General features: G+C 71.2%; 20 protein-coding genes. 4 read left to right on the top strand and 16 right to left on the bottom strand.

Annotation, left to right across the window (positions count from 1 at the left end; all coding sequences use genetic code 11):
• Positions 1–10: 10 nt before the first annotated feature.
• From E2C06_RS04370 to E2C06_RS04330, 9 genes are all read right to left on the bottom strand, one after another.
• Complete coding sequence (locus E2C06_RS04370) at positions 11–1,240, bottom strand: ABC transporter substrate-binding protein (RefSeq protein ID WP_133287339.1); 1,230 nt, start codon at positions 1,238–1,240, stop codon at positions 11–13.
• Positions 1,241–1,297: 57 nt separating this feature from the next.
• On the bottom strand, positions 1,298–2,527 hold the full coding sequence (locus tag E2C06_RS04365) for an ABC transporter substrate-binding protein (RefSeq protein WP_133287338.1): 1,230 nt from the start codon (positions 2,525–2,527) through the stop codon (positions 1,298–1,300).
• A 20-nt stretch (positions 2,528–2,547) separates the two neighbouring features.
• On the bottom strand, positions 2,548–3,786 hold the full coding sequence (locus E2C06_RS04360; protein ID WP_133287337.1) for an ABC transporter substrate-binding protein: 1,239 nt from the start codon (positions 3,784–3,786) through the stop codon (positions 2,548–2,550).
• Positions 3,787–3,850: 64 nt separating this feature from the next.
• The gene (locus tag E2C06_RS04355) at positions 3,851–4,543 is read right to left on the bottom strand and encodes an ABC transporter ATP-binding protein (protein ID WP_206664429.1); all 693 of its coding nucleotides are present in this window, start codon (positions 4,541–4,543) and stop codon (positions 3,851–3,853) included.
• Positions 4,544–4,593: 50 nt separating this feature from the next.
• A complete protein-coding gene (locus tag E2C06_RS04350; RefSeq protein ID WP_133287335.1) occupies positions 4,594–5,370 on the bottom strand; it encodes an ABC transporter ATP-binding protein in 777 nt (258 codons plus the stop codon).
• A gap of 258 nt (positions 5,371–5,628) precedes the next feature.
• Positions 5,629–6,213 (bottom strand): amino acid synthesis family protein, encoded by a 585-nt coding sequence (locus tag E2C06_RS04345; protein ID WP_133287334.1) that lies wholly within the window; start codon positions 6,211–6,213, stop codon positions 5,629–5,631.
• A gap of 91 nt (positions 6,214–6,304) precedes the next feature.
• Positions 6,305–7,414: a radical SAM protein gene (locus tag E2C06_RS04340; protein WP_133287333.1), complete on the bottom strand. Its 1,110-nt coding sequence runs from the start codon at positions 7,412–7,414 to the stop codon at positions 6,305–6,307.
• 3 nt (positions 7,415–7,417) lie between these two features.
• Entirely contained in the window at positions 7,418–8,377 is a 960-nt protein-coding gene (locus E2C06_RS04335; protein ID WP_165982209.1) for a lysylphosphatidylglycerol synthase domain-containing protein, read from the bottom strand.
• A 77-nt stretch (positions 8,378–8,454) separates the two neighbouring features.
• Entirely contained in the window at positions 8,455–9,654 is a 1,200-nt protein-coding gene (locus E2C06_RS04330; RefSeq protein ID WP_133287331.1) for an amidohydrolase family protein, read from the bottom strand.
• 140 nt (positions 9,655–9,794) lie between these two features.
• Between E2C06_RS04330 and E2C06_RS04325 the strand changes: the two genes are divergently transcribed.
• Genes E2C06_RS04325 through E2C06_RS04310 form a run of 4 tightly spaced genes read left to right on the top strand, consistent with a single transcriptional unit; the run spans position 9,795 to position 15,668 of the window.
• Entirely contained in the window at positions 9,795–10,658 is an 864-nt protein-coding gene (locus tag E2C06_RS04325; protein ID WP_133287330.1) for an FAD binding domain-containing protein, read from the top strand.
• Positions 10,655–13,351, top strand: coding sequence for a molybdopterin-dependent oxidoreductase (locus E2C06_RS04320; RefSeq protein ID WP_133287329.1), 2,697 nt, complete (start codon positions 10,655–10,657; stop codon positions 13,349–13,351). Before E2C06_RS04325 ends, E2C06_RS04320 begins: the two co-directional genes overlap by 4 nt.
• A complete protein-coding gene (locus E2C06_RS04315) occupies positions 13,348–14,832 on the top strand; it encodes a 6-hydroxynicotinate reductase (RefSeq protein ID WP_133287328.1) in 1,485 nt (494 codons plus the stop codon). The genes E2C06_RS04320 and E2C06_RS04315 overlap by 4 nt, the downstream gene beginning before the upstream one ends.
• Entirely contained in the window at positions 14,817–15,668 is an 852-nt protein-coding gene (locus E2C06_RS04310; RefSeq protein ID WP_133287327.1) for a UPF0280 family protein, read from the top strand. Before E2C06_RS04315 ends, E2C06_RS04310 begins: the two co-directional genes overlap by 16 nt.
• On the opposite strand, the gene E2C06_RS04305 is transcribed toward E2C06_RS04310, so the two are convergent.
• From E2C06_RS04305 to E2C06_RS39145, 7 genes are all read right to left on the bottom strand, one after another.
• On the bottom strand, positions 15,665–16,366 hold the full coding sequence (locus tag E2C06_RS04305) for an ABC transporter ATP-binding protein (RefSeq protein WP_133287326.1): 702 nt from the start codon (positions 16,364–16,366) through the stop codon (positions 15,665–15,667). The genes E2C06_RS04310 and E2C06_RS04305 overlap by 4 nt on opposite strands.
• A complete protein-coding gene (locus E2C06_RS04300) occupies positions 16,366–17,124 on the bottom strand; it encodes an ABC transporter ATP-binding protein (protein WP_133287325.1) in 759 nt (252 codons plus the stop codon). Before E2C06_RS04300 ends, E2C06_RS04305 begins: the two co-directional genes overlap by 1 nt.
• Entirely contained in the window at positions 17,111–18,958 is a 1,848-nt protein-coding gene (locus E2C06_RS04295; RefSeq protein WP_133287324.1) for an ABC transporter permease, read from the bottom strand. The genes E2C06_RS04300 and E2C06_RS04295 overlap by 14 nt, the downstream gene beginning before the upstream one ends.
• Before the next feature lie 10 nt (positions 18,959–18,968).
• Positions 18,969–20,171, bottom strand: coding sequence for an ABC transporter substrate-binding protein (locus E2C06_RS04290; protein WP_370451413.1), 1,203 nt, complete (start codon positions 20,169–20,171; stop codon positions 18,969–18,971).
• 204 nt (positions 20,172–20,375) lie between these two features.
• Positions 20,376–21,521, bottom strand: a complete 1,146-nt coding sequence (locus tag E2C06_RS04285; RefSeq protein WP_133287322.1) for an acyl-CoA dehydrogenase family protein — start codon at positions 21,519–21,521, stop codon at positions 20,376–20,378.
• 6 nt (positions 21,522–21,527) lie between these two features.
• Positions 21,528–22,730, bottom strand: a complete 1,203-nt coding sequence (locus tag E2C06_RS04280; protein ID WP_133287321.1) for an acyl-CoA dehydrogenase family protein — start codon at positions 22,728–22,730, stop codon at positions 21,528–21,530.
• A 13-nt stretch (positions 22,731–22,743) separates the two neighbouring features.
• Positions 22,744–23,325: an AMP-binding enzyme gene (locus E2C06_RS39145; RefSeq protein ID WP_241671109.1), complete on the bottom strand. Its 582-nt coding sequence runs from the start codon at positions 23,323–23,325 to the stop codon at positions 22,744–22,746.
• Between the last annotated feature and the right edge of the window lie 6 nt (positions 23,326–23,331).

The following is a 23,331-nucleotide window of genomic DNA, read 5'->3' as shown; positions in this document are numbered from 1 at the left end:
CCGTTCGATGCTATGCCTTCACGAGATTGCAGCCACCCTCGTTCAGCGGCCGGAAGGCTTCCTCGGCCGGCGTGGTCTGCAGCAGCTTGTAGTAGTCCCAGGGCGCCTTGCTCTCGGCCGGGGATTTCACCTCGAAGAGGTAGGACGGGCAGAGCTTGCGGCCGTCCTCGCGGATGCGGCCCGCACCGAAGGCGTCGTCGTCGCAGGGTATCGCCTTCATGCGGCTGACGACATCGATGCCCGAGGCCTTGGACGCCGCGACGCCCATGTCGGCGACCGCCTTGAGGTAGTGCAGCGCCGCCGAGTAGTTGGCGATCGACGCCATGTTCGGCTTGATGTCCTTCAGCCGCGGCTTCAGCCGCTCGGTCACCGCGCGGGTGCGGTCGTTGAGGTCCCAGTAGAAGCTCTCGGTCAGCACCAGCCCCTGCGCGGTCTGCAGGCCGAGCGCGTGGACGTCGGGCAGGAACATCAGCAGCGCGGCCAGCTTGGTGCCGCCCTTCATGATGCCGAACTCGGCGGCCTGCTTGATGCTGTTGACGGTATCGGCGCCGGCATTGGCCAGGCCGATGACCTTGGCGCGGGAGGATTTCGCCTGCAACAGGAAGCTGCTGAAGTCGGAAGTCGCCGGGAAGGGATAGCGCACCGCGCCGTTGACCTTGCCGCCGGCGGCCTTCACGAAGGTGCCGGTGTCGCGTTCCAGCGCATGGCCGAAGGCATAGTCGGCGGTGATGAAGAACCAGCTGTCGCCGCCGGCCTTCACCATGGCGCCGCCGGTCGACTTGGCCAGCATGTAGGTGTCGTACATCCAGTGCACGGTGTTCGGGCTGCACTGCGCGCCGGTCAGGTCCGAGGTGGCCGAGCCGGTGTTGATGTACGCCTTGTTCTTCTCCTTGGCGACGTTGTTCACCGCCAGGCCGACCGAGCTGGTCGGCACGTCGAGGATCAGGTCGACGCCCTGGTCGTACCACTGCCGGGCGATGTTGACGCCGACATCGGGCTTGTTCTGGTGGTCGGCGAAGATGACCTCGACGTTGAAGCCCTTGTTGCCGAACTCCTGCACCGCCTGCTTCGTGCATTCGACGCCGTAGGGGCCGGAGATGTCACGGTAGGTGCCGGACTGGTCGTTCAGGACGCCGATGCGGATGGTATTGGCGGCCTGGGCGTGGGACAGGCGCGACAGGGCCGGCATCATGGTGGCGCCGACCGAGGCGGCAAGCAGGCTACGACGCGACACACTCATACAGACTTCTCCTGTGGGGCAGTGACGCCGCGGGGGGCCTCCCCCGGACGCTTGGATCTAGCTGCGGACCATCGGACAGGCGCCCTCGGCCATGGGCCGGAAGGCGTCCTCGGCCGGCGTGGTCTGCAGCAGCTTGTAGTAGTCCCAGGCGCCCTTGCTCTCGTTCGGCGCCTTCACCTCGAAGAGATAGGAGGGATGGATCTTCCGCCCGTCGGCGCGGATGGAGCCGGCGCCGAAGCAGTCGTCCTCCGTCGGCATCGCCTTCATCCGGGCGACCGCGGCGGCGCCGTCCGCCTTCGCCGCCGCCGCGCCCATGTCGGCCACGGCCTTCAGGTAGTGCAGCGCCGCGGCGTAGCAGCCGGCATGCGACATCGAGGGCAGGTTGCCCGCCAGGTGGGGCTTCACCTTCGCGGTGAAGGCGCGGGTGCGGTCGTTGAGGTCCCAGTAGAAGGTCTCGGTGCAGACCAGCCCCTGCGCCGCCTGCAGGCCGAGGCCGTGCACGTCGTTGATGAACATCAGCAGCACCGCCAGCTTGGTGCCGCGCCGGGTCAGGCCGAACTCGGCCGCCTGCTTCACCGCGTTGATGGTATCCGCCCCGGCATTGGCCAGCCCGACCACCTTGGCGCGGGAGGACTGCGCCTGCACCAGGAAGGAGGAAAAGTCGGTATTGCCGAGCGGGTGGCGCACCGTGCCGATGACCTTGCCGTTCTGCGCCTTGACGAAGTTCGAGGTGTCGCGCTCCAGCGCATGGCCGAAGGCATAGTCGGCGGTGATGAAGAACCAGCTGTCGCCGCCGGCCTTCACCATGGCGCCGCCGGTGCTGCGCGCCAGCATCCAGGTGTCATAGGTCCAGTGCACCGTGTTCGGGCTGCATTGCGGCCCGGTCAGGTCGGCGGTCGCCGCGGTGCTGTTCAGGTAGACCTTGTTCTTCTCCCGCACCACGCCGTTCACCGCCAGCGCCACGGCGCTGTTGGGCACGTCTAGGATGACGTCGACGCCGTCGCGGTCGATCCATTGCCGGGCGATGTTGGAGCCGACATCGGGCTTGTTCTGGTGGTCGGCGACCAGCACCTCGACGTTGAAGCCGTGGCTGCCGGCATCCTGCACCGCCTGCCGCACGCAGGCGACCGAGGTCGGGCCGGAGATGTCGCGGTAGACGCCGGACTGGTCGTTCAGCACGCCCAGCTTGATCGTGTTCGCAGCCTGCGCGCGGGGGGACCGTGAGGCGAGGCCGCCCAGCGCAAGCGCGGACCCGCCGGCAATCAGGCTGCGACGATCGAATTGCATGAGGGTGCTCCCTCCCCGGTTCAGGCCTTGACGAAGCTGCAGCCGCCGTCGCCGAGCGGCCGGAAGGCCTCCTCGGACGGGGTGGTCTGCAGCAGCTTGTAGTAGTCCCACTCGCCGCGGCTCTCCTCGGGCTTCTTCACCTCGAAGAGATAGGCGGGGTGCAGCTTGCGGCCGTCCTGGCGGATCTGCCCGGGGCCGAAGCAGTCGTCGTCGCAGGGCATCGCCTTCATGCGGTTCACCGTCTCGACGCCGTTGGCGCGCGCCTGGGCCACGCCCATGTCGGCCGCGGCCTTCAGGTAGTGCAGCACCGCGGCATAGCCGCCGGCGTGGTTCATGCAGAGCGGCACGCTGATGTTCGGCCGCATCTTTTTCGTGAAGGCCCGGGTGCGGTCGTTGAGGTCCCAGTAGAAGGTCTCGGTGCAGATCAGCCCCTGCGCCGTCTGCAGCCCGATCGCATGCACGTCCGGCAGGAACATCAGCAGCGAGGCCAGCTTGATCCCGCGCTTGGTCAGCCCGAATTCCGCGGCCTGCTTGATGCAGTTGACGGTGTCCGACCCGGCATTCGCCAAGCCGATCACCTTCGCCTTCGAGGCCTGGGCCTGCAGGATGAAGGAGGAGAAGTCGGTGGTGCCCGGGAAGGGAGTCCGCACGCTGCCGAGGACCTTGCCGCCCGCATTGCGGACAAAGGTCGTGGTGTCGCGCTCGAGCGCGTGGCCGAAGGCATAGTCGGCGGTGACGAAGTACCAGGTGTCGCCCCCGGCCTTCACCGTCGCGCCGCCGGTCGACTTCGCCAGCATCCAGGTATCGTAGGTCCAGTGCACCGTGTTGGGGGAGCACTTCGACCCCGTCAGGTCCGAGGTGGCGGAGGAGGTGTTGAGGAAGACCTTGTTCTTCTCCCGCACCACGTCGTTCACCGCCAGCGCGACCGAGGATGCCCCGCCATCGACGACGACGTCGACGCCGTCCCGGTCGATCCATTGCCGCGCCAGGTTGGAGCCGACATCCGGCTTGTTCTGGTTGTCGCCGTAGAGCACCTCGACGTTGAAGCCGCGGTTGGAGAACTCGGCCGCAGCCTGGCGGATGCAGGCGAGTTCGGTCGGCCCCGTCACGTCGCGGTAGGTGCCGCCGAAGTCGCAGAGCAGGGCGATCTTCACCGTGTTCGCCGCCTGGGCCCTGGCGCTCCGCCACGGCAGGCCGCCCATCGCGGGCAATGCCGCTGCGGCCTTCAGGATCCCTCTGCGGCTCGTGCACTCCGTCATCTCCCGGTCCCTCCCTGTCGCGCCGCTTCTTTTGGCGGCATCGGTTACGCGTCGTGCTGCTCGGTCAGACGCCGAGATACTCGTGCAAGCGGTCCATCGAGGCGGCGAGGTCGGCATTCGCCACCTCGGCCACCACGCGGCCGTGTTCCATGACGTAGTGGCGGTCGGCGACGGTCTGGGCGAAGCGGAAGTTCTGCTCGACCAGCACCACGGTGAAGCCGCGGCTCTTCAACTCTCGGATCGTCACGCCGATCTGCTGCACGATGACCGGGGCGAGGCCTTCCGAGGGCTCGTCCAGCAGCAGCAGCTTGGCGCCGGTGCGCAGGATGCGGGCGATCGCCAGCATCTGCTGCTCGCCGCCCGACAGCTTGGTGCCGGGGCTGTTCGCCCGCTCCTTCAGGTTGGGGAAGAGCTTGTAGATGGTGTCGAGCTCGAGCCCGCCGCCCCGCACCACGGGGGGAAGCATCAGGTTCTCGGTCACCGTCAGGCTGGCGAAGATGCCGCGCTCCTCCGGGCAATAGCCGATTCCGGCGCGGGCGATCTGGTCGGACCGCGCGCCGACCGTCTCCTTCCCGTCGAAGCGGATGCTGCCGGCGCGGCGGCCGACCAGGCCCATGATGGCGCGGAGCGTCGTGGTCTTGCCGGCACCGTTGCGGCCGAGCAGCGTGACCACCTCGCCCGGCCGCACCTCGAGCCCGACGCCGTGCAGGATATGGCTCTCGCCGTACCAGGCCTCGAGATTCTTCACCTCGAGCATCGCCTGACCGGCGGCGGCGGCGGTTCGGGTCGCTTCCAGGGTCGCGGACATCAGACCGGCACTCCCTCGGTCACGGTATGCGCCTCACTGCCCAGATACGCGGCGACAACGTCGGGGTTCTTCGCCACCGTCTGGTAGTCGCCCTCGGCCAGCACCGTTCCCCGCGCCAGCACGGTGATGGTGTCGCAGAGGCCGGAGACCACCTTCAGGTTGTGCTCGACCAGCAGCACGGTGCGGCCGACCGCGACCCGCTTCACCAGCGCGACGATGCGGTCCACGTCCTCATGCGTCATGCCGGCGGTGGGTTCGTCGAGCAGCATCATCTGAGGGTCCATCGCCAGCGTCGTGGCGATCTCGAGCGCCCGCTTCCGGCCATAGGGCAGCTCGCCCGCCGCCAGGTGCTCGTAGCCGGTCAGGCCGACATCGGCGAGCAGCGCCATGGCCCGGTCGTCGTATTGCCGCAGCAGCGAATCGGACCGCCAGAAGTCGAAGCTGCCGCCGCGCTGGCGCTGCAGCGCCACCCGCACGTTTTCCAGCACCGTCAGGTGAGGGAAGACCGCCGAGATCTGGAAGCTGCGCACCAGCCCCAGCCGTGCCACCTCGGCCGGCTTCAGCCGGGTGATGTCGCGGCCGTCATACCGGATCGTCCCGCGCGTCGGCTGCAGGAATTTGGTAAGCAGGTTGAAGCAGGTTGTCTTGCCGGCCCCGTTCGGGCCGATGACGCCATGGATGCTGCCGCGCTGGACCTTCAGGGAGACATCGCCGACGGCGACGAAGCCCATGAACTCCTTGGTCAGCCCCTCGGTCTCCAGGATGGTGTCGGACACCCGGATCGATCTCCCTGTTCAGCCTCGTGCCTTCCAGGCGCCAAGCCGCGGGGGCGTCCCCTGGGCGGCCATGATCCCCGGAATGCGGTTGGGCGGTTTCTGGCGTGCCCGCCACCCCGGCGCCATGCTGGCGCGGCAGGGGTGCGTAACACCGTCCGTCGTTGCGCCAAGGTATGGCTGTCTATCGCGCCCAATGCAAGGGAGGGCGCGGGATTCGCCGCGTTACGGGAGGTCGCGGGCGGGGCGGAAGCGCGCCGGTCAGCGCAACCCGTCGCGGCCCTCAACCTGGTCGTGCGTCAGCCCGCCGACCCGCGGCAAGGGCCGGCCGCCATCGGTCAGCGCCAGGCAGACCAGGATCTCGTCGGCGCGCGGCGCGTCCGGCACCCGCGCCTCGATCGCGTCGAAATGGCTGCGCACGAAGGCGGCATCCTTGTGCCCGAGCGGCACGTCGATGGCCGTGCCCGGCCCGCCCGACTTCTTGGCCGAAGGAATCAGCGCCGGCCCCTTCCCGAGCGCCGCCCGCACCGGCGCACCCATCTTCGGATGTAAAAGTGCCGCGGCATGTTCCAGCTCGCCCGCCTCCCCCACCACCGCGGCCTTGCCGAAGCTCTGCACCTGCTCGCCCGGGATGCCGAGCGCGGCGATGCCGCGCGCCGCCAGCAGCGCGCCGAGCTCCTCGCCCTGGGCGACGAGGTCCGACAGGTCCTCGGCGTAGCGGCCGGCGAAGGGGTTCTCGATCACCGCGCAGCAGACCACGCGGCGGATCGGGGCGGCGAGGTCGCGGCGCATCTCGCGCCGCGTCTCGTCGAGGATGGTGACCAGCTTGCGGATGATGGCGGGCATGGCGGCGATCCTGTCAGGCTGCGATCGCCCGGGGCGACGGCCGCGGGGCGTCGGTCGCGGGCTTCGCATTCATGCCCGGAGCTTGCCCCGGTCAGCCCGTTCCCGCCAGCCGGGACAGCCGGCTGCCATGCCCGGCGATGGCGCCGATCGAGCCCAGGATCCGCTTGTCCGCCAGGGCCCGGAAGGCGGCGACAGGCCGCCCCTGCCGCATCTGCGCGAAGGCGTCGCCGATCGCGACCGGAAAATGCAGCATGATGCTGGCATCGCGGTAGCAGTCGGTGGTGCAGGCCTGGCAGGCATCCCGCAGCATCTTCTCCGGCGTGAAGTCCCAGACCGAGGAGATCGGCTTGTCCCAGTCCTCGCAGCGCCAAAGGTCGTAGTTCCAGTCCATGTAGAAGTATTTGTAGCCGGCATGGCAGGTGAAGCGTTCGCCCTGCCCGGTCAGCCGCCGCCGCATGTCGGCGAGGCCGGCGCGCGGGTTGTGCACGGGGATGATGCCGCGCGCCGACTCCGCGCCGTCGAAGGCGGCGATCAGCTCGGCGGTCGACATGTCGACCAGCTCGCTATCCTCGGACCAGACCAGGGAATTCGACCCCAGCGCCGCCTTCCGGGGGTAGGAGAAGGTGATGGCGGAGAAGCCGAGCTCCTTCACGAAGCGCGCGAGCGCGAGGTAGTTGGGGATGAGCCGGGTCATGGCGACCGAGGCGATGACGGTGACGCCGCGGGCCTGCAGCTTCGCCGTCGCCTCCCGGATCCGCTCGCAGACGCCTTTCAGCCCGCGGTTCTTCTCGTGCACCAGCGGGTCGGCGGCATCGATCGAGATGAACAGCGTGGTGATCCCGGCATCGGCAAGGGCGTCCGCCTTGGGCGGCAGCAGCCAGCCGTTGGTCACCATGGTCGGCTGCACGCCCATGTCGGTCGCGGTCTGCACCATCTCGACGATGTTCTTGTGCAGCAGCGGCTCGCCGCCCATGAAGGTGACGAAGCGGACCCCGGCCTGTTCCTTCAGCCGGGCCAGCGAATCGGCGAAGCGGCTGGCGTCCAGGCTGCGGCGATCGGTGACGAAGCCCTTGTCATGGGCGAAATTGCAGAAGTCGCAGGTGGCATTGCACAGGTTGGTGACCGAGACGTTGCAGATCGCCGGCCCGCCCTGCGGCACCAGCCGCAGCAGGTCGATCACCCCAGAACGCGAACTGCCCATGCCCTAATCCCCCGGCTCGGGGGCCAGGGGCCCCGTCGGGTGTCGCATAGCCATGCCTTCGGCCCGCTGCCAAGCCAGAAGTCCCGGCAGGCTGAGCAGGACTTCGCGCGCCCGCCGCGCCAGCGCCATCCCGAGCGCCAGCCCCGGCGGCACCCCGACCAGGGCGGCGGCGCCGATGATCGCCCCCTCCTGCACCGCCAGGGCGCCGGGCAGCATGAAGCCGGCATTGCGCAGCGCCTGGGCCAGGCTCTCGATCACCATCGCTTCGGCCAGGGTCACCGGGCTGCCCATCAGCCAGAGGATCCCGGCCACCTCGATCACCCCGGAGAGCCAGGCGGCGGTGTGCCAGAGCGTGGCGGCGACCAGCCGCGGCCAGTCGGCATGCAGGGCGAGGATCGCCGCCTGCAGCTCGCGGATCCATTCCGGCCGCAGCGCCGGCCAGCGCCGGGCCAGCCGGGTCAGGCCGCGCTCCAGCAGGGCGAGCGGCAGGTTCCGCTGGAAGACCAGCATGGCCGCCGCACCGCCCGCGGCGATGCCGAAGCCGGCGGTGGCGAAGCCGAGCAGCCCCTGCCCCTCCCCGGCGCCGAGCAGCAGGGCGACGCCGGCCAGGGTGAAGAAGAGCTGGGAAACCGCCTCCAAAGTCAAGTCCACGGTCGCGGTGGCCCCGGCCATCTCCCCGGGGATGCCGCGCCGGGACAGCAGCCGGGCGGCGGCGGCCTGGCCGACCAGGGCGCCGGCCGGCAGCAGGGCATTGGCGGATTCGCGGTACCAGCGCAGCAGCGCCATGGCCGGGATGGACGGCCGCGCCCCCGGCGGCAGCAGGCTGCGCCAGGACAGCGAGGTGAGCAGGATCTGCGGCACGTGGACGGCCACCGAGATGGCGATGGCGAAGGGCGCCTCGGCCAGCATGCGCCGCAGCGCCGGGATGTCATCCCAGTTGAGGGCAACCGCCGCCAGCAGCACGAAGCCGCCCAGCAGCAGCCCGTTGCGGACGCCGCGGCCCCACCAGGGGGCGCGGGCGTATTCCCCGGTAGCCTGGGTCAGTGGCCCAGCACCTCGGGGACCCGCTCGGCCGGCGGGGTGTTGCGGCTGCGGCCGCAGCGCATCGCGCCGTCGATCATCACCCCGCCGATGCCGGGGATGTCGCCGAGCTCGACGCTGTGCAGCAGGTCCCGCCCGGCGCTGTGCTGGGCGCGGTCGAGGAAGACCAGGTCGGCGGCCCGGCCCGGCTCGATCAGCCCGGCATCGAGGTTGCGGATGCGGGCGGTATTGCCGGTCGCCATGGCGAAGGCCTGCGCCGCCGGGATGCCGCCGAGCGAGGCCAGCAGCGAGATCATCCGCAGGATGCCGAGCGGCTGCACGCCGGAGCCCGCCGGGCTGTCGGTGCCGAGGATGACCCGGTGCAGCTGGCCGAGGTCGCGCGCCGCCTGGACGGCCGCGATCGCCACCCGCTCGTTGCCGTTGTGGACCAGCTCGATGGCGCGGCTGCTGCGCTCGCAGAGCTCGCAGACATGCGCCTCCGGCAGGCTGGTATGGCCGCCGTTGATATGGCCGATGATGTCGGCATCCGCCTCCAGCACCGTGTCGCGGTCGATCATGCTGCTGCCGGGGACCGAGGGGCCGCCGGTATGGATGGTGCTCTGGATGCCGTATTGCCGCGCCCAGGCGACCATCTCCCGCGCTTGGTAGCCGGTCCTGACCGAGCCGAGGCCGACCTCGCCGAGCAGGGTGACGCCGGCGGCGGCGAGCTCGGCGAAGTCGTGCTCCTCCATGCCGAGTTCCAGCACCGGCGCCCCGGCCAGCACCTTCACCCCCGCGGGGCGGGCATTGAAGAAGGCGCGCTGGGCGGTGATGGCCAGCGCCTTGAGCCCGACGATGTCCTTGGGACGCCCGGGCAGGTGGACCTCGCCCGCCGAGATCATGGTGGTCACGCCGCCGTTGAGGAAGCTCTCGACCCAGCCGATCTGGTTCTGCCGCGGGGTCCAGTCGCCGAAGACCGGGTGGACGTGGCTGTCCACGAGGCCGGGCGAGACTGCGCAGCCATGCGCGTCGATCACGCTGTTGACCGGGCCGCGGCCGGCCAGCTCGGCGCCGCGGCCGGTGGCGGCGATTTTCCCGTCCTCGACCAGGATGGCGTCCGCGTCCAGCACCGGCAGGGCCAGGTCGCCCGAGAGCAGCAGGCCGATGTTCCGCACCAGGGTCCGGCCCTTCGCGGGGCCCGCCGCCTGTTCCACCGCCATCGCCGACCCCCGCCTGCTGCGCCGGGCCTTAGGCTAGCGAGCGGCCGCGCGGGAGGATAGCCCGGCGCCCCGGCCCGTGGTTTGCTACACCCGGTACGAAGGTGCCGCGCCGCGGTGCCGGCTGACGATCCCGGAGGGGCATGACCGCCTATCGCCGCCCGACGCGCCTGACCGAAGCGCTGGCCCTGCTGGCCGAGGCCCCGCTGCCGCCCCTGCTGCTGGCCGGCGGGACGGACATCTACCCGGCGCGCGCCGCGGCCGAGGCCTGGATGCGCCCGGTCGACCGGCCGCTGCTCGACCTTTCCGCCCTGCCGGAATTGGCGGGGATCGAGGACCGCGGCGACTACCACCGCATCGGTGCCCGGGTGACCTGGGCGGCGCTGCGGGAGGCTGCCCTGCCACCCTGGTTCGACGCGCTGCGCCAGGCGGCATCCCAGGTCGGCGGGGCGCAGGTGCAGAACCGGGCGACGCTGGTCGGCAATCTCTGCAACGCCTCCCCCGCCGCGGACGGCGTGCCGCCGCTGCTGGCGCTGGATGCGGAGGTCGAGCTCGCCGGCCTCGGCGGGGTGCGGCGCCTGCCGCTCGGCGGGTTCATCCGGGGCAACCGGCAAACCGCGCTGGCGCCGGGGGAGATCGCCACCGCCGTGCTCGTGCCGAAGGCGGCACCGGATGCGGCGGCACGGTTCGAGAAGCTCGGCGCCCGCGCCTATCTCGTCATCTCGATCGTGATGGTCGCCGCGGTGGTCGAGGCCGCGGTCGGCCGCATCACCCGCGCCCGCATCGCCGTCGGCGCCTGCTCCCCGGTGGCGCAGCGGCTGCCGGGGCTGGAGGCGGCGCTGGCCGGCCAGCCGCTGGCGCAGGCGGCGGCGGTGCCGGCGGCGGCTCATCTCGCGGCGCTGGCGCCGATCGACGACGTGCGGGCGACGGCCGCCTATCGCCGCCAGGCCGCGCTGGTGCTGCTGCGCCGCGCCCTCACCCTCCCGGCCGAGGCGCACGCGGCATGACCGCCCAGGCGATCCTGCTGACGGTGAACGGCACCGCCCAGGCGGTCACCGCGCCCCCTGCCACGCGCCTCAGCACCGGGTTGCGCGACCATCTCGGCCTGACCGGCACCAAGGTGGGGTGCGACGCCGGCGATTGCGGTGCCTGCACCGTGCTGCTGGACGGCGCCCAGGCCTGCGCCTGCCTCGTCCCGCTGGCCCAGGCCACGGGCCGCGCCGTGACCACGGTGGAGGGGCTGGCGGCGACGCCGATGGGCGCCGCGCTGCAGCGCGCCTTCCTGCATCACGGCGCGGCGCAATGCGGCATCTGCTCGCCGGGGATGCTGATGGCGGCGAGCGAGCTGCTGGCAGCGGTGCCGCGGCCGGATGAGGCGCAGGCCATGGCCGCGCTCGGGGGCGTGCTCTGCCGCTGCACCGGCTACCGCAAGATCCTCGAGGCGGTGCTGGAGGCGCATGCCTTCCTGGGCGACGCGCCCCTGGGGAATTGGCCGGCGCCGCCCCCGCCTGCCGCCGGCTGCGCCGTGGGCGCCCGCATCCCGCGCGCCGATGGCGTGGCGAAGGTCACCGGCGCCGACCTGTTCGGCGCCGATACGGCGCCGGCCGATGCGCTCTGGCTGCGCGCGGTGCGCAGCCCCACCCCGCGCGCCCGCTTCAGCTTCGGCGACTGGGCGCCCGTGCTGGCCCGGCATCCCGGCCTGGTGCAGGTGCTGACCGCGGCGGACGTTCCGGGGCGGAACGGCTTCGGCATCTACCCGGACATCAAGGACCAGCCGGTCTTCTCCACCGGCGAGCTGCGCTACCGCGGCGACGTGGTCTGCGCCCTGGTCGGCGACCGCGCGACCCTCGACGCCATCCACCTCGACGACTTGCCGATCGCCTTCGAGAACCTGCCGCCGGTGACGCTGGCGGGCGGCGACGCGCTGCACGACCGCTGGCCGGACAACCTGCTGACCACCGGGCGTGTGGTCTCCGGCGATGCCGAGGCGGCGCTGGCCGCCAGCCCCCATGTCGCCGGGATCGAGATCGAGACGGGCTTCGTCGAGCACGCCTATATCGAGCCCGAGGCCGGCTGGGCCCAGCGGGTCGGTGACCGCATGGAGGTCTTCGCCTGCACCCAGGCGCCCTGGATGGACCTCGAGGAGGTGGCGGGCGTGCTCGGCATCCCGCACTCCGACGTGCGGATCATCCCCTCGGCCTGCGGCGGCGGCTTCGGCGGCAAGCTCGACGTCTCGATCCAGCCGATGCTGGCGATCGCCGCCTGGCTGCTGCGGCGGCCGGTGCGCGCGGTGCTGCCGCGGTCGGAGAGCATGGCCAGCAGCACCAAGCGCCACCCCGCGCGCATCACCGCGCGCGCGGGCTGCGACGCGGCGGGGCGGCTGACCGGCTTCGCCTTCGAGGGTGCCTTCGACACCGGCGCCTATGCGAGCTGGGGGCCGACGGTTGCCGGCCGCGTACCGGTGCACTGCATGGGTCCCTATCGCGTCCCGGCGGTGGCGGCGCGGGCGCGGGCAATCTTCACCAACAACCCGCCCTCCGGCGCCTTCCGCGGCTTCGGCGTGCCGCAGGCGGCGATCGCGCAGGAGGCGCTCTGGGACCGGCTGGCCGATGCCGCCGGGCTGGACCGGCTGGAGTTCCGCGTGCTGAACGCGCTGCGCGCCGGCGACGCGACGGCGACCGGGCAGGTGCTGGAACACTCGGTCGGCCTCGTCGCCTGCCTGGAGGCGCTGCGGCCGCGCTGGCTCGCGCTCCGCGAGGCGGCCGCGGCGGCGAATGCGCGCGGCGGCCCGCGGCGGCACGGCGTCGGCATCGCCTGCATGTGGTACGGCATCGGCAATACCGGCATGTCCAACCCCTCCACCATGCGGGTGACGCTGGGGCCGGAGGGACTGGTCTTCCACAACGGCGCCGTCGATATCGGCCAGGGCAGCACCACCGTGCTGCTGCAGATCGCCGCCGACGCGCTCGGCCTGCCGGTCGATGCCTTCCGCCTGGTGCTGGGCGATACCGACCTGACGGCCGATGCCGGCAAGACCAGCGCCTCCCGCCAGACTTTCGTGAGTGGCCGCGCGGCGCAGTCGGCGGGCGCGGCCTTGCGCGACGCGATCCTGCTGCGCGCCAATGCCGGGCCGGAGGCGCGGCTCGACTGGCGCGGCGGCACGCTGCTGGTCGATGGCCGCCCGCTGGCGCTCGACGCGCCGCTCGAGGGCATCGGCCGCTTCGACCCGCCGACGGTGCCATTGGACGCCGATGGCCAGGGCATCCCCTACGCGACCTACGGCTTCGCCGCGCAGATCGCGGCGCTGTTGGTGGACACCGAGCTCGGCACCGTGCGGCTGCAGCGCATCGTCGCGGCGCATGACGTCGGCCGCGCCATCAACCCGACCCTGGTCGAAGGCCAGATCCATGGCGGCATCGCCCAGGGCATCGGCCTCGCCCTGACGGAGGAATACCTGCCCGGGCGGACCGAGAACCTGCACGACTACCTGATCCCGACCATCGGCGACGTCCCCGCGATCGAGTGCATCCTGGTCGAGGACCGCGAGCCGCTCGGCCCCCATGGCGCCAAGGGGATCGGCGAGCCGGCGCTGGTGCCGACCGCGCCGGCGATCTTCTCGGCGATCCGCGACGCGACCGGGATCGAGGTCACCCGGATCCCCGCCCTGCCGCACCGGCTGCTGGAGGCGATGCCGCGATGATCACCGACCGGACGGCGATCTTCGGAGCGCGCGAGGGCAACGAGGGAATCGTCCGCTGCGACGCCTGCCCGGTGCTCTGCCGCATCCGCCCCGGCCGCGCCGGCGCCTGCAGCCGCTACGCCAACCAGGACGGCGCGCTGGTCCGCACCGACCCCCTGGTGCTGATGACCCGCACGGTCGAGGCCGGCGGCGGCACGGTGCCCTTCCTCGAGGGCGCCGAGGACTGGGCCGGCGGGCTCGCGCCACGGAGCGAGACCTTCGTCACCGCCATTGGCGCCGGCACCACCTATCCCGACTACAAGCCGGCGCCCTTCATCGTGGGATCGCGGCATGCCGGCGTCGATACCGTCACCGTGGTGACCGAGGGCATCTTCAGCTATTGCGGACTGAAGGTGAAGATCGACACCGACCGGCATCTCGGCGCCGAGACGGCGGCCGTGCGCGTCGACGGCGAGCAGATCGGCCATGTCACCACGGCGGAATACGGCAGCCAGATGCTCAGCCTCGGCGGCGTGCGGCACCTGACCGGCGGCTCCAAGCGCGAGGGCAACGTGACCTGCGCCGCCATGCTGAAGCTCTGCGGCAAGCAGGCGGTGGAGGTCTCGGTGGACGGCGGCGCCAAGCTGGTGCTGCAGGCCGGCGCCGCGCCGATCGTCAACGGCGTGCCCGAGCAGCGCATGCGCGTCGGCTGCGGCAGCGCCGCCATCGGCATCTTCGCCCAGCAATGGCACGGCCATGTGGACGAGGTGATCGTGGTCGACGACCACATCACCGGCGTGCTGTCGGAACACCAGGCGGGCAAGTGCCTCGACGTGCCGCCGACCGGCATCCGCGTGCGCGGCCGGCGCTCCACCCCCGGGCGCTACTTCCAGGTGGCGCATCCCGGCACCGGCTGGGGCGGGACCGACATCACCGACCCGCTGAGCATCATCGAGAGCATCGACCCGAAGACCGCCTGGCCCGGCCTGCGGCTGCTGCTGACCAGCACCACCGGCGAGGACTTCCTTTATGTCGAGCTGGACGAGACCCTGCACCCCGTGCCGGCGCAGGCGCCGCCCGCGGTGGTGCGGACGGTCGAGCGCATCGGCGAGAATTGCGAGCCTGCGCTCACCTCGGTCCTCTTCATGGCCGGGGCCGGCGGCAGCCTGCGGGCCGGGGTCACCGAGAACCCGGTGCTGCTGACGCGGGAGGTGCAGAGGTCGCTGGTCCGCGTGACCATCGGCGGCGCGCCCTGCACGCTCTGGCCCGGCGGCGGCATCACCATCATGGCCGACGTGCTGCGGGTGCCGGACGGCGCCTTCGGCTATGTCCCGACGCCGGCGCTGGTGGCGCCGATCGAGTTCACCCTGCGCGCCGACCTTTATGCCCGGCTCGGCGGCCATGTGGACCATGCGGTACCGCTGGAACGCGTCCTGGCGGACTACGGCGACACGGCGCGGCAGGAGGCTTGGCTGGCGCAGAACCCATGGCCGGCGCCATGATCGCCGCGCTGCCCGATGGCCGCCTGCACCTGCAGGAGGGCCCGATCGACCTCGTCATCGGCCTCGATGGCACCCGCGCCGCCGTGGCGGAAGCCGCCCGCCGCGCCGCCGCCGCCTTCGAGGGGCTGCTGGCCGGACTCGCGGCCGAGCTGCCGCTGCTGCGCGCGCCGCTCGGCGTGGATCCGCCGGCGCTGCGCGGCCCGGTCGCCCGCCGCATGGCCGCCGCGGTCTGGCCCTTCCGCCGCGGCTTCATCACGCCGATGGCCGCCGTCGCCGGCGCGGTGGCGGAGGAGGTGCTGGAGACGATCGCCGCCATCCCCGGCCTGCTGACGGCGCATGTCAACAACGGCGGCGACATCGCGCTCTTCCTCGCCCCCGGCCAGGTGCTGCGCATCGGCCTGGTGCCGAGCCTCGAACGCGCCGCGCCGGAGGGGCTGGTGCGGATCGCCGCGGCGGATGCGGTGCGCGGCGTCGCCACCTCCGGCTGGCCGGGCCGCAGCTTTTCCCGCGGCATCGCCGATGCAGTGACGGTGCTGGCCGCGACCGCGGCGCAGGCGGATGCAGCGGCTACGGTGATCGCCAATGCGGTCGACGCGGACCATCCGGCGGTGCAGCGGGCGCCGGCTGACAGCCTCGATCCCGACAGCGACCTCGGTGCGCTGCCGGTCACCGTCGCGGTCGGCGCGCTGCCGCCCGAGATGATCGGGGCGGCGCTCGATGCCGGGGAGGCGGAGGCGGAAATGCTGCTGCAGCGCGGGCTGATCGAGGCCGCGCTGCTGGTGGTGCAGGGCGCGATGCGCGTGGTGGGCGCGCCGCGCCTGCTGCCCGGCTGCTAGACCGAAAGGTACTGCTCGCGCACCGCATCCGCCGCCATCAGCTCGGGGATCGTCCCGCCCCAGCGGATGCGGCCCTTCTCGATGATCGCCGCGCGGTCGCTGACGACGCGGGCGAAATGCAGGTTCTGCTCCGACAGCAGGATAGACAGGCCCTCGGCCTTCAGCGCGCGGATCGCCTTCGCCATGCGTTCCACCACCACGGGGGCCAGCCCCTCGCTCGGTTCGTCCAGCAGCACCAGGCGGGGGTTGCCCATCAGCGTGCGGGCGATGGTCAGCATCTGCTGCTCGCCGCCACTCATCCGCCCGCCCGGCCGGTCGCGCATGCCGCCGAGGCTGGGGAAGAGCGCGAAGAGCCGTTCCGGCGTCCAGGGCGCAGTGCCCGGCGGCGCGACCCGGCGGCCGACCTCGAGGTTCTCCATCACGGTCAGCTCGGCGAAGATCCGCCGTTCCTCCGGCACGTAGCCGAGGCCACGGCGGGCGATCTCGAAGGGCTCCCGCCCGGCGATCTCCTGGCCGAGGAAGCGGATGCTGCCCGCGCTCGGCGGCACCAGCCCCATGATGGCCTTCATGGTGGTCGACTTGCCCGCGCCGTTGCGGCCGAGCAGCACCACGACCTCGCCAGCGCCGACTTCCAGCGCCACATCGTCCAGGATATGCGCGCGGCCGTAATGCGCGGAAAGGCCGGTCACGCTCAGCATCAATGCCCGCCCTGCGTGGCGCCCGAGCCGAGATAGACTTCCCGCACGCGAGGATCGGCGCGGACCGCGGCAGGCGCGCCTTCGGCGATCAGCGCGCCGCGGTCGAGCACCAGGATGCGGTCGGCATGGGAGAAGACCACGTCCATGTCGTGCTCGGTGAAGAGCACGGCGATGCCGCGTTCCCGGGCGATGCCGGCGGTCAGCGCCATCAACCCGACGCGTTCCTGCGGCGCCATGCCGGCGGTGGGCTCGTCCATCAGCAGCAGCTTCGGCTCGTTGGCGAGCGCAATGGCGAGCTCGACTCGCTTGAGGTCGCCATAGGCCAGGATGCCGCAGGGCCGCGACGCCTGCGCGGCCATGCCAAGCCGGGCGAGCAGCGCCTCGGCCGGCGCGCGATCCATCCGGGAGACCGGGGTCCAGAGCTGGCCGAGCCTGCGGTGGTGCGAGAGCAGCGCCATCTGCACGTTCTCGAGCACCGTCATCGAGCCGAAGGTGGCGGTGATCTGGAAGGTGCGGCCGACGCCGAGGCGCCAGACCCGGCGCGGCGCCAGGCCGGTGATGTCCTGGCCGAGCAGCCGGACGCGGCCGGCATCCGGGCGCAGCTGGCCGTTCAGCATGTTGAAGCAGGTTGACTTGCCGGCGCCGTTCGGGCCGATCAGCGCCAGCATCTCGCCGGGCTGCACCGCGAAGGAGACGCCGCGGACCGCCTGCACGCCGCCGAAGCTTTTCCGCAGCGCCTCGACCTCAAGCGTCGCCACGGGACGCCTCCCATCGAGCACGGGCAGCGCCGGCCAGGCCCTGCGGGAAGAACAGCACCAGCGCGACGATGATGCCGCCGAGGATCAACCGCCACAGGTCGGTCAGCCGCACCAGCTGTTCCTGCAGCCCGGTATAGGCAAGCGCGCCGATGATCGGGCCGCTCAGCGTCTGCACCCCGCCCAGCAGCACCATCAGCAGCGCATCGACGCTGCGCGGAATGCCGAGGAAGGTCGGAAAGACGCTGCCCTTGGCATAGGCGAAGAGCCCGCCGGCGATGCCGGCCATCACCGCCGCCAGGGCGAAGGCCAGCCAACGGGTGCGGAAGGCGTCGATGCCGATCGCCTCGGCCCGCAGCGCGCTGTCCCGCTGGGCGCGCAGCGCAAAGCCGAAGGGCGCGTGGATCACCCGCCGCAGCAGCAGCGTTGCGCCCAGGCAGAGCGCCAGCGTCAGGTAGTAGTAGACCAGCTTCGGCGCCGCCCAGGAGTCGGGCCAGACGCCCAGGATGCCGTTGTCACCGCCGGTGACCTCGACCCATTGGAAGGCGACCGACCAGGCGATCTGCGCGAAGGCGAGCGTCAGCATCGCCGAATAGACGCCGGAGAGCCGCACGCAGAACCAGCCGAACAGCAGCCCGAAGAGCCCGGCGGCGAAGGGCGCCGCGGCCAGGCCCAGCAGCATCGGCGCCGCCAGCCACTTCGCTGCCAACGCCGCGCCATAGGCGCCGAGCCCGAAATAGGCGGCATGGCCGAAGCTCGCCATCCCGCCCGGTCCCATGATGAGGTGCAGGCTGGCGGCGAACAGGACGAAGATGGCGAACTCCGTCAGCACCGAGAGCGCATAGTCGCCGGCCAACAGCGGCAGCAGCACGGCCGTGGCCAGCGCCGCCGCGCCGAGCCACAGCAAGGGCCGCGGCGCCGGGCCGATCACGGGCTCCGCCGACCCTGCCCCGCCATGCGCCGGCCCGGGTGCCTTCCCCAGCAGCCCGTGCGGCCGCACCACCAGCACCAGCGCCATCACCAGGAAGACCAGCACGAGGGTGATCTTCGGCAGCACCAGGATGCCGAAGGCGTGCAGCTCGCCGATCAGCAGCGCCGCCAGCGCCGCGCCGCCCAGGCTGCCGAGCCCGCCGACCACCACCACCACGAAGGCCTCGGTGATGATCGAGAGGTCCATGTGCAGGTTCACGCTCTCCCGCGGCAGTTGCAGGGCGCCGCCGAGGCCGGCGAGGACGCTGCCGAGGAAGAAGACCGAGGTGAATAGCATGCGCTGGTTCACGCCGAGCGCCCCGACCATCTCGCGGTCCAAGGTCGCCGCACGCACCAGCGTGCCCCAGCGCGTGCGGTGGAAGAGCAGCAGCAGCAGCCCGAGCACGACGGGCCCGACGACGATGAGGAACAGCTCATAGTCGGGGAAGCGCAGGCCGAGGATCTCCGTCCCGCCGCGCAGCCCCGGCGCACGCGGGCCGAGCAGGTCCTGCGCCCCCCAGGTCAGCAGGGCGAGGTCCTGCACGATCAGCACCACGCCGAAGGTCGCCAGCAGCTGGAACAGCTCCGGCGCGCGGTAGATGCGGCGCAGCAGCAGCACCTCCACCACCAGCCCGATCAGCCCGGTGGCCAGCGCCGCGGCGACGACGCCGCCCCAGAAGCCGAGATGGCCGCGCGGCAGTGTCGTGACCAGCGTCCAGGCGAGGTAGGCGCCCAGCATGTAGAAGGAGCCGTGGGCGAAGTTGACGATCCGGCTGACGCCGAAGATCACCGTCAGCCCGGCCGCGACGAGGAAGAGCGAGGACGCGCTCGCCAGGCCGCTGAGGGCCTGGAGGACCAGGTTCTCCAAGGCGCCGTGTTCAGCTCTGCGGGCGCAGCGCGCGCACCACGTCGTCCGGCGGCAGGTAGTCGCGGCCATCGGCGTAGCGCCAATCGGCCATGGTGCCGCGCCCGTTCTTCAGCACGGTGCGGCCGACAAAGGCGCCCATGGTGGATTGGTGGTCGATGGCGCGGAACTCGACCGGGCCGAAGACCGAGCCGAATTTCAGCCCGGCCATGGCATCCACCATCGCCTCGGTCTCGACGGCGCTGGTCTGCTTCAACATCGCGGCGATCGCCATGACCGTATCGTGGCCGACCACGCTGCCGAGCCGGGGGGTGTCGTTCCAGCGGCGGCGGTAGGCCTCGCGGAAGGCGGCATGTTCCGGCGTGTTCACCTGGTCCCAGGGATAGCCGGTGACGATCCAGTTCTCCGGCGCCTCGTCCTGCAGCGGGTCGAGGTATTCCGGCTCCCCGGTCAGCAGGGAGACGACGCGGCGCCGCTCGAACAGCCCGCGGGTCAGGCCCTGCCGGACGAAGTTGGTGAGGTCGGCGCCGAAGGTGACGTTGAAGATCGCCTCCGGATTCGTCGCCGCCAGCGCCTGCACCGTGGCGCCGGCATCGATGCGGCCGAGGGCGGGGAATTGCTCGGCGACGAAGGTCACGTCCGGCCGCGCGCGGGTGAGCAGTTCCTTGAACCAGCGCACCGCGGACTGGCCGTATTCGTAGTTCGGCGCGACGGTCGCCCAGCGCTTCGCCGGCAGCTTCGCGGCTTCCTCGACCAGCATCGCGCTCTGCATGTATGTGCTGGCGCGCAGCCGGAAGGTGTAGCGATTGCCGCGCGACCAGACGAGCGCGTCGGTCAGCGGCTCGGACGCGACGTAGAGCATGCGGTTCTGGTTGGCGTAGTCGGCGATGGCGAGGCCGACATTCGACAGGAAGCCGCCCGAGAGCAGCGCCACCTTCTCGGCATTCACCAGCTCGCCGGCAAGGCGGACGGCGTCCTCCGGCTTACCGGCATCGTCGCGGTGCAGGGTCTCGAGGCTGCGGCCATTGACGCCGCCGGCGGCGTTCACCTGTTCCACCGCCATGGTCCAGCCATAGCGGTAGGGTTGCAGGAAGGCCGGCTGCGCGGTGTAGCTGTTGATCTCGCCGATCCGGATGGGCGCGCCCTGCGCCCGCCCGAGGACGGGGGCCGCCAATGCTGCGCCGGCGCCTGCCAGGACCTGGCGGCGCCCGATCACCCAACCCGTCATGCTCTACCCCGGTCGCGTCGTTTGCTGCGGTGCAGCCATGCAACCGCAAGGCACGCAGGGGCGCAAGGGCGGAACGCCGTTACCGGGCCTCAACATGATGCGGTGCGGCCGCATTCGGCCCAGGCGACGGGCAAACCACCCCGCCGCCTGCCCGTGGCGGGAGCGTCCGGATCCGGTCGAGGGACCGCCCGTTCAGGCGGCGGCGACCAGGCCGCCGCTGTTCGCCAGGAAGCGCACCCAGTAATCGGCATCACCGAACATGGCATCGTTCACCGTCAGCCGCTTGAAGTAGTGGCCGCAGGCATATTCCACGGTCATGGCGATGCCGCCATGCAGCTGGATCGACTGCTGCCCGACGAAGCGGGCGGAACGGCCGATCTGTGCCTTGACCGAGGCCATGTTCTTCCGCCGCTCGGCCGGGTCGCGCTCCTCGACGCCCATGGCGGCGAAGTAGGACATGCTGCGGGCCTGCTCGAGCTGCACCAGCATGTCGGCGGCGCGATGCTGCAGCGCCTGGAAGCTGCCGATGGGACGGTCGAACTGCTTGCGGGTCTTCATGTAGTCGATGGTCATGTCGTGCGCGACCTGCATGCAGCCGACCGCCTCGGCGGCCAGCGCCACGATGGTCTCGTCCACGACCTGGTCGACCAGCGGCAGCCCGTCCTCGGGGTTGCCGAGCACGGCCTCGGCCCGGGCATTGGCGAACTCGACCTCGGCCGCGCGCTGGCCGTCGACGGTGCGGTAGCCGCGGCGGGTGACGCCGGGGTCCTTGGCATCCACCAGGAAGACGCCGATGCCCTTGTGGTCGCGCTGGCCGCCCGCCGTGCGCGCGGTGACCACCAGCTTGCCGGCGCTGTCGCCGTGGATGACCATGCCCTTGCGGCCGCTGATCACCCAGCCGCTGCCATCCTTCTTCGCCGTGGTCGCCACGTCGTTCAGGTCGTAGCGCGACTGCCGCTCGGTCTGGGCAAAGGCCAGCATCAGCTCGCCGGCGGCGATCTGCGGCACCAGCTCGGCACGCAGCTCGGCCGAGGCGCCGGCGCGCAGGAAGCCGCCGCCGATGACCACGGTCGGAATCCAGGGCTCGAGCGCGATCGCCTTCCCCAGCTGCTCGGCGACCAGCATGGTCTCGACATGGCCGCCGCCGAAGCCGCCCTCATCTTCGGCGAAGGGCAGGCCGAGCAGGCCGAGCTCGGCATACTGCGCCCAGATCTCTCGGCTCCAGCCCTCGGGCGACTTCATGTAGCCCTTGCGCTGCTCGAAGCCGTACTTGTCGCCGAGCAGGCGCGCCACGCTGTCCTGGAGGAGACGCTGCTCTTCCGTCAGGTCGAAGTCCATGTTCGCTCAGAGCCCCAGAAACGCTTTGGCCATGATGTTCCGCTGGATCTCGTTGGACCCACCGTAGATCGACTGCTTGCGCCAGTTGAAATAGACGCCAGCCAGGCCGAAGGCCCAGTCGGGCGCCACGTCGATGTCGTTGCTGCCCTCGGCCTCCGGGTCGCCGTCGACCCAGGCATAGGGCCCGGCCGCCTTCATCAGCAGCTCGGAGCACATCTGCTGGATCTCGGTGCCCTTGATCTTCAGCACGCTGGTGGCCGGGTCGGGCTTCTTGTCCTTCCGCTTCGACTCGGTGGCGATGACGCGCATCACGGTCATCTCCAGCGCCTTCAGCTCGACCTCGATCTCCGTCACCTTGCGGGCGAAGTCGGGGTCCTGCATCAAGGGCTGGCCGCCATCCATGCTTTCCGTTGACGCAATCCGCTTCAGCCGGCGGATGCGCTCGCGGCTGGCGCCGACCCGCGCCTGGCCGAAGCGCTCGTTGCCCAGCAGGAACTTGGCGCAGTCCCAGCCGCGGTTCTCCTCGCCGACCAGGTTCTCGACCGGCACCTTCACGTCGTCGAGGAAGACCTCGTTGACCTCGTGCCCGCCCTCGATGGTGATGATCGGCCGCACCGTGATGCCCGGCGTCTTCATGTCACAGAGCAGGAAGCTGATTCCCTCCTGCTTCTTGGCATTCGGGTCGGTGCGGACCAGCAGGAAGATCCAGTCGGCATGCTGCGCCAGCGTGGTCCAGGTCTTCTGGCCATTGACGACGTAGTGGTCGCCCTCCCGCACCGCGCGGGTCTTGAGGCCGGCGAGGTCGGAGCCGGCGCCGGGCTCGGAGAAGCCCTGGCACCACCAGTCATCCAGGTTCGCCATCCGCGGCAGGAAGCGCTTCTTCTGCTCCTCCGTGCCGAATTCGGCGATCACCGGGCCGCACATGTTGGTATTGAAGGCCAGCGGCTGCGGCGCCGGGGCCTGCTGCAGCTCCTCGCGGAAGATGTAGCGCTGGCCGAGCGTCCAGCCCGGGCCACCCCATTCCACTGGCCATTCCGGCACCGCCCAGCCCTTGGCGTTCAGCTTGCGCTGCCAATCCACCACCATCTGCTTGGTCGGCGACTTGCCGGCGAGCATGCGCTCATGCGTCTCCTTCGGCAGTTCCTTCGCGATGAAATCGCGGACTTCCTGACGGAAGGCGATCTCGGCCTCGTTGAAGCGCAATTCCATGGGTCTCTCCCCGTCAGGCGGCGGCGCTGCGGCCCCGCTCCTCCTCGATCAAGTCCAACTTCGCCAGCTTGCCGACTGGCGTGCGCGGCAGGGCGTCGCGGAATTCCAGCGCCGCCGGCAACTCATGCTCCCCAAGTCGGTCGGCCAGGAAAACCCGCAAGCCCTCCAGCGTGAACGGCGTGGCGCCCGGCCGCAGGGTAGCGAATGCCTTGGCCACCTGGCCGCGATAGTCGTCCGGCACGCCAATCACGGCGCAGTCCAGCACGTCGGGGTGCTCGTGCACCGCGTCCTCGATCACCCGTGGGTAGACGTTGAAGCCCCCCGACAGGATCATGTCCTTCTTCCGGTCGGTCAGGAAGAAGAACCCTTCGGCGTCCATCCGGCCAATGTCGCCAGTCAGGAAGAAGCCGTCCACGACGCCGCGCGCCGAATCCTCCGGGCGGACCCAGTAGCCCTGGAAGACATTCGGTCCACGGATCGCCAGCTCCCCCGTCTCGCCCGGGGGCAGGCGGCGCGGCCGGGCCGGTGCCCCAATGCGCGTCGTCGCCGACCACCAGCGCCTCGACCAGGCCTTGCGCCTGCAGCGCGCCGGCAAGCTTCA

The sequence above is a fragment of the Dankookia rubra genome (assembly GCF_004355005.1).
GTDB lineage: Bacteria > Pseudomonadota > Alphaproteobacteria > Acetobacterales > Acetobacteraceae > Paracraurococcus > Paracraurococcus ruber_A.
The sequence above is the reverse complement of the archived record's forward strand: the minus strand, read 5'-3'. Positions and strand labels throughout refer to the sequence as shown.

Coding starts and splice junctions, on each gene's coding strand:
- E2C06_RS04310 (WP_133287327.1), top strand. CDS start 14,817: ATGGCCGGCGCCATGATCGCCGCGCTGCCCGATGGCCGCCTGCACCTG.
- E2C06_RS04305 (WP_133287326.1), bottom strand. CDS start 16,366: ATGCTGAGCGTGACCGGCCTTTCCGCGCATTACGGCCGCGCGCATATC.
- E2C06_RS04370 (WP_133287339.1), bottom strand. CDS start 1,240: ATGAGTGTGTCGCGTCGTAGCCTGCTTGCCGCCTCGGTCGGCGCCACC.
- E2C06_RS04330 (WP_133287331.1), bottom strand. CDS start 9,654: ATGGCGGTGGAACAGGCGGCGGGCCCCGCGAAGGGCCGGACCCTGGTG.
- E2C06_RS04355 (WP_206664429.1), bottom strand. CDS start 4,543: ATGCTCGAGGTGAAGAATCTCGAGGCCTGGTACGGCGAGAGCCATATC.
- E2C06_RS04285 (WP_133287322.1), bottom strand. CDS start 21,521: ATGGACTTCGACCTGACGGAAGAGCAGCGTCTCCTCCAGGACAGCGTG.
- E2C06_RS04360 (WP_133287337.1), bottom strand. CDS start 3,786: ATGACGGAGTGCACGAGCCGCAGAGGGATCCTGAAGGCCGCAGCGGCA.
- E2C06_RS04320 (WP_133287329.1), top strand. CDS start 10,655: ATGACCGCCCAGGCGATCCTGCTGACGGTGAACGGCACCGCCCAGGCG.
- E2C06_RS04345 (WP_133287334.1), bottom strand. CDS start 6,213: ATGCCCGCCATCATCCGCAAGCTGGTCACCATCCTCGACGAGACGCGG.
- E2C06_RS04340 (WP_133287333.1), bottom strand. CDS start 7,414: ATGGGCAGTTCGCGTTCTGGGGTGATCGACCTGCTGCGGCTGGTGCCG.
- E2C06_RS04365 (WP_133287338.1), bottom strand. CDS start 2,527: ATGCAATTCGATCGTCGCAGCCTGATTGCCGGCGGGTCCGCGCTTGCG.
- E2C06_RS04325 (WP_133287330.1), top strand. CDS start 9,795: ATGACCGCCTATCGCCGCCCGACGCGCCTGACCGAAGCGCTGGCCCTG.
- E2C06_RS04280 (WP_133287321.1), bottom strand. CDS start 22,730: ATGGAATTGCGCTTCAACGAGGCCGAGATCGCCTTCCGTCAGGAAGTC.
- E2C06_RS04315 (WP_133287328.1), top strand. CDS start 13,348: ATGATCACCGACCGGACGGCGATCTTCGGAGCGCGCGAGGGCAACGAG.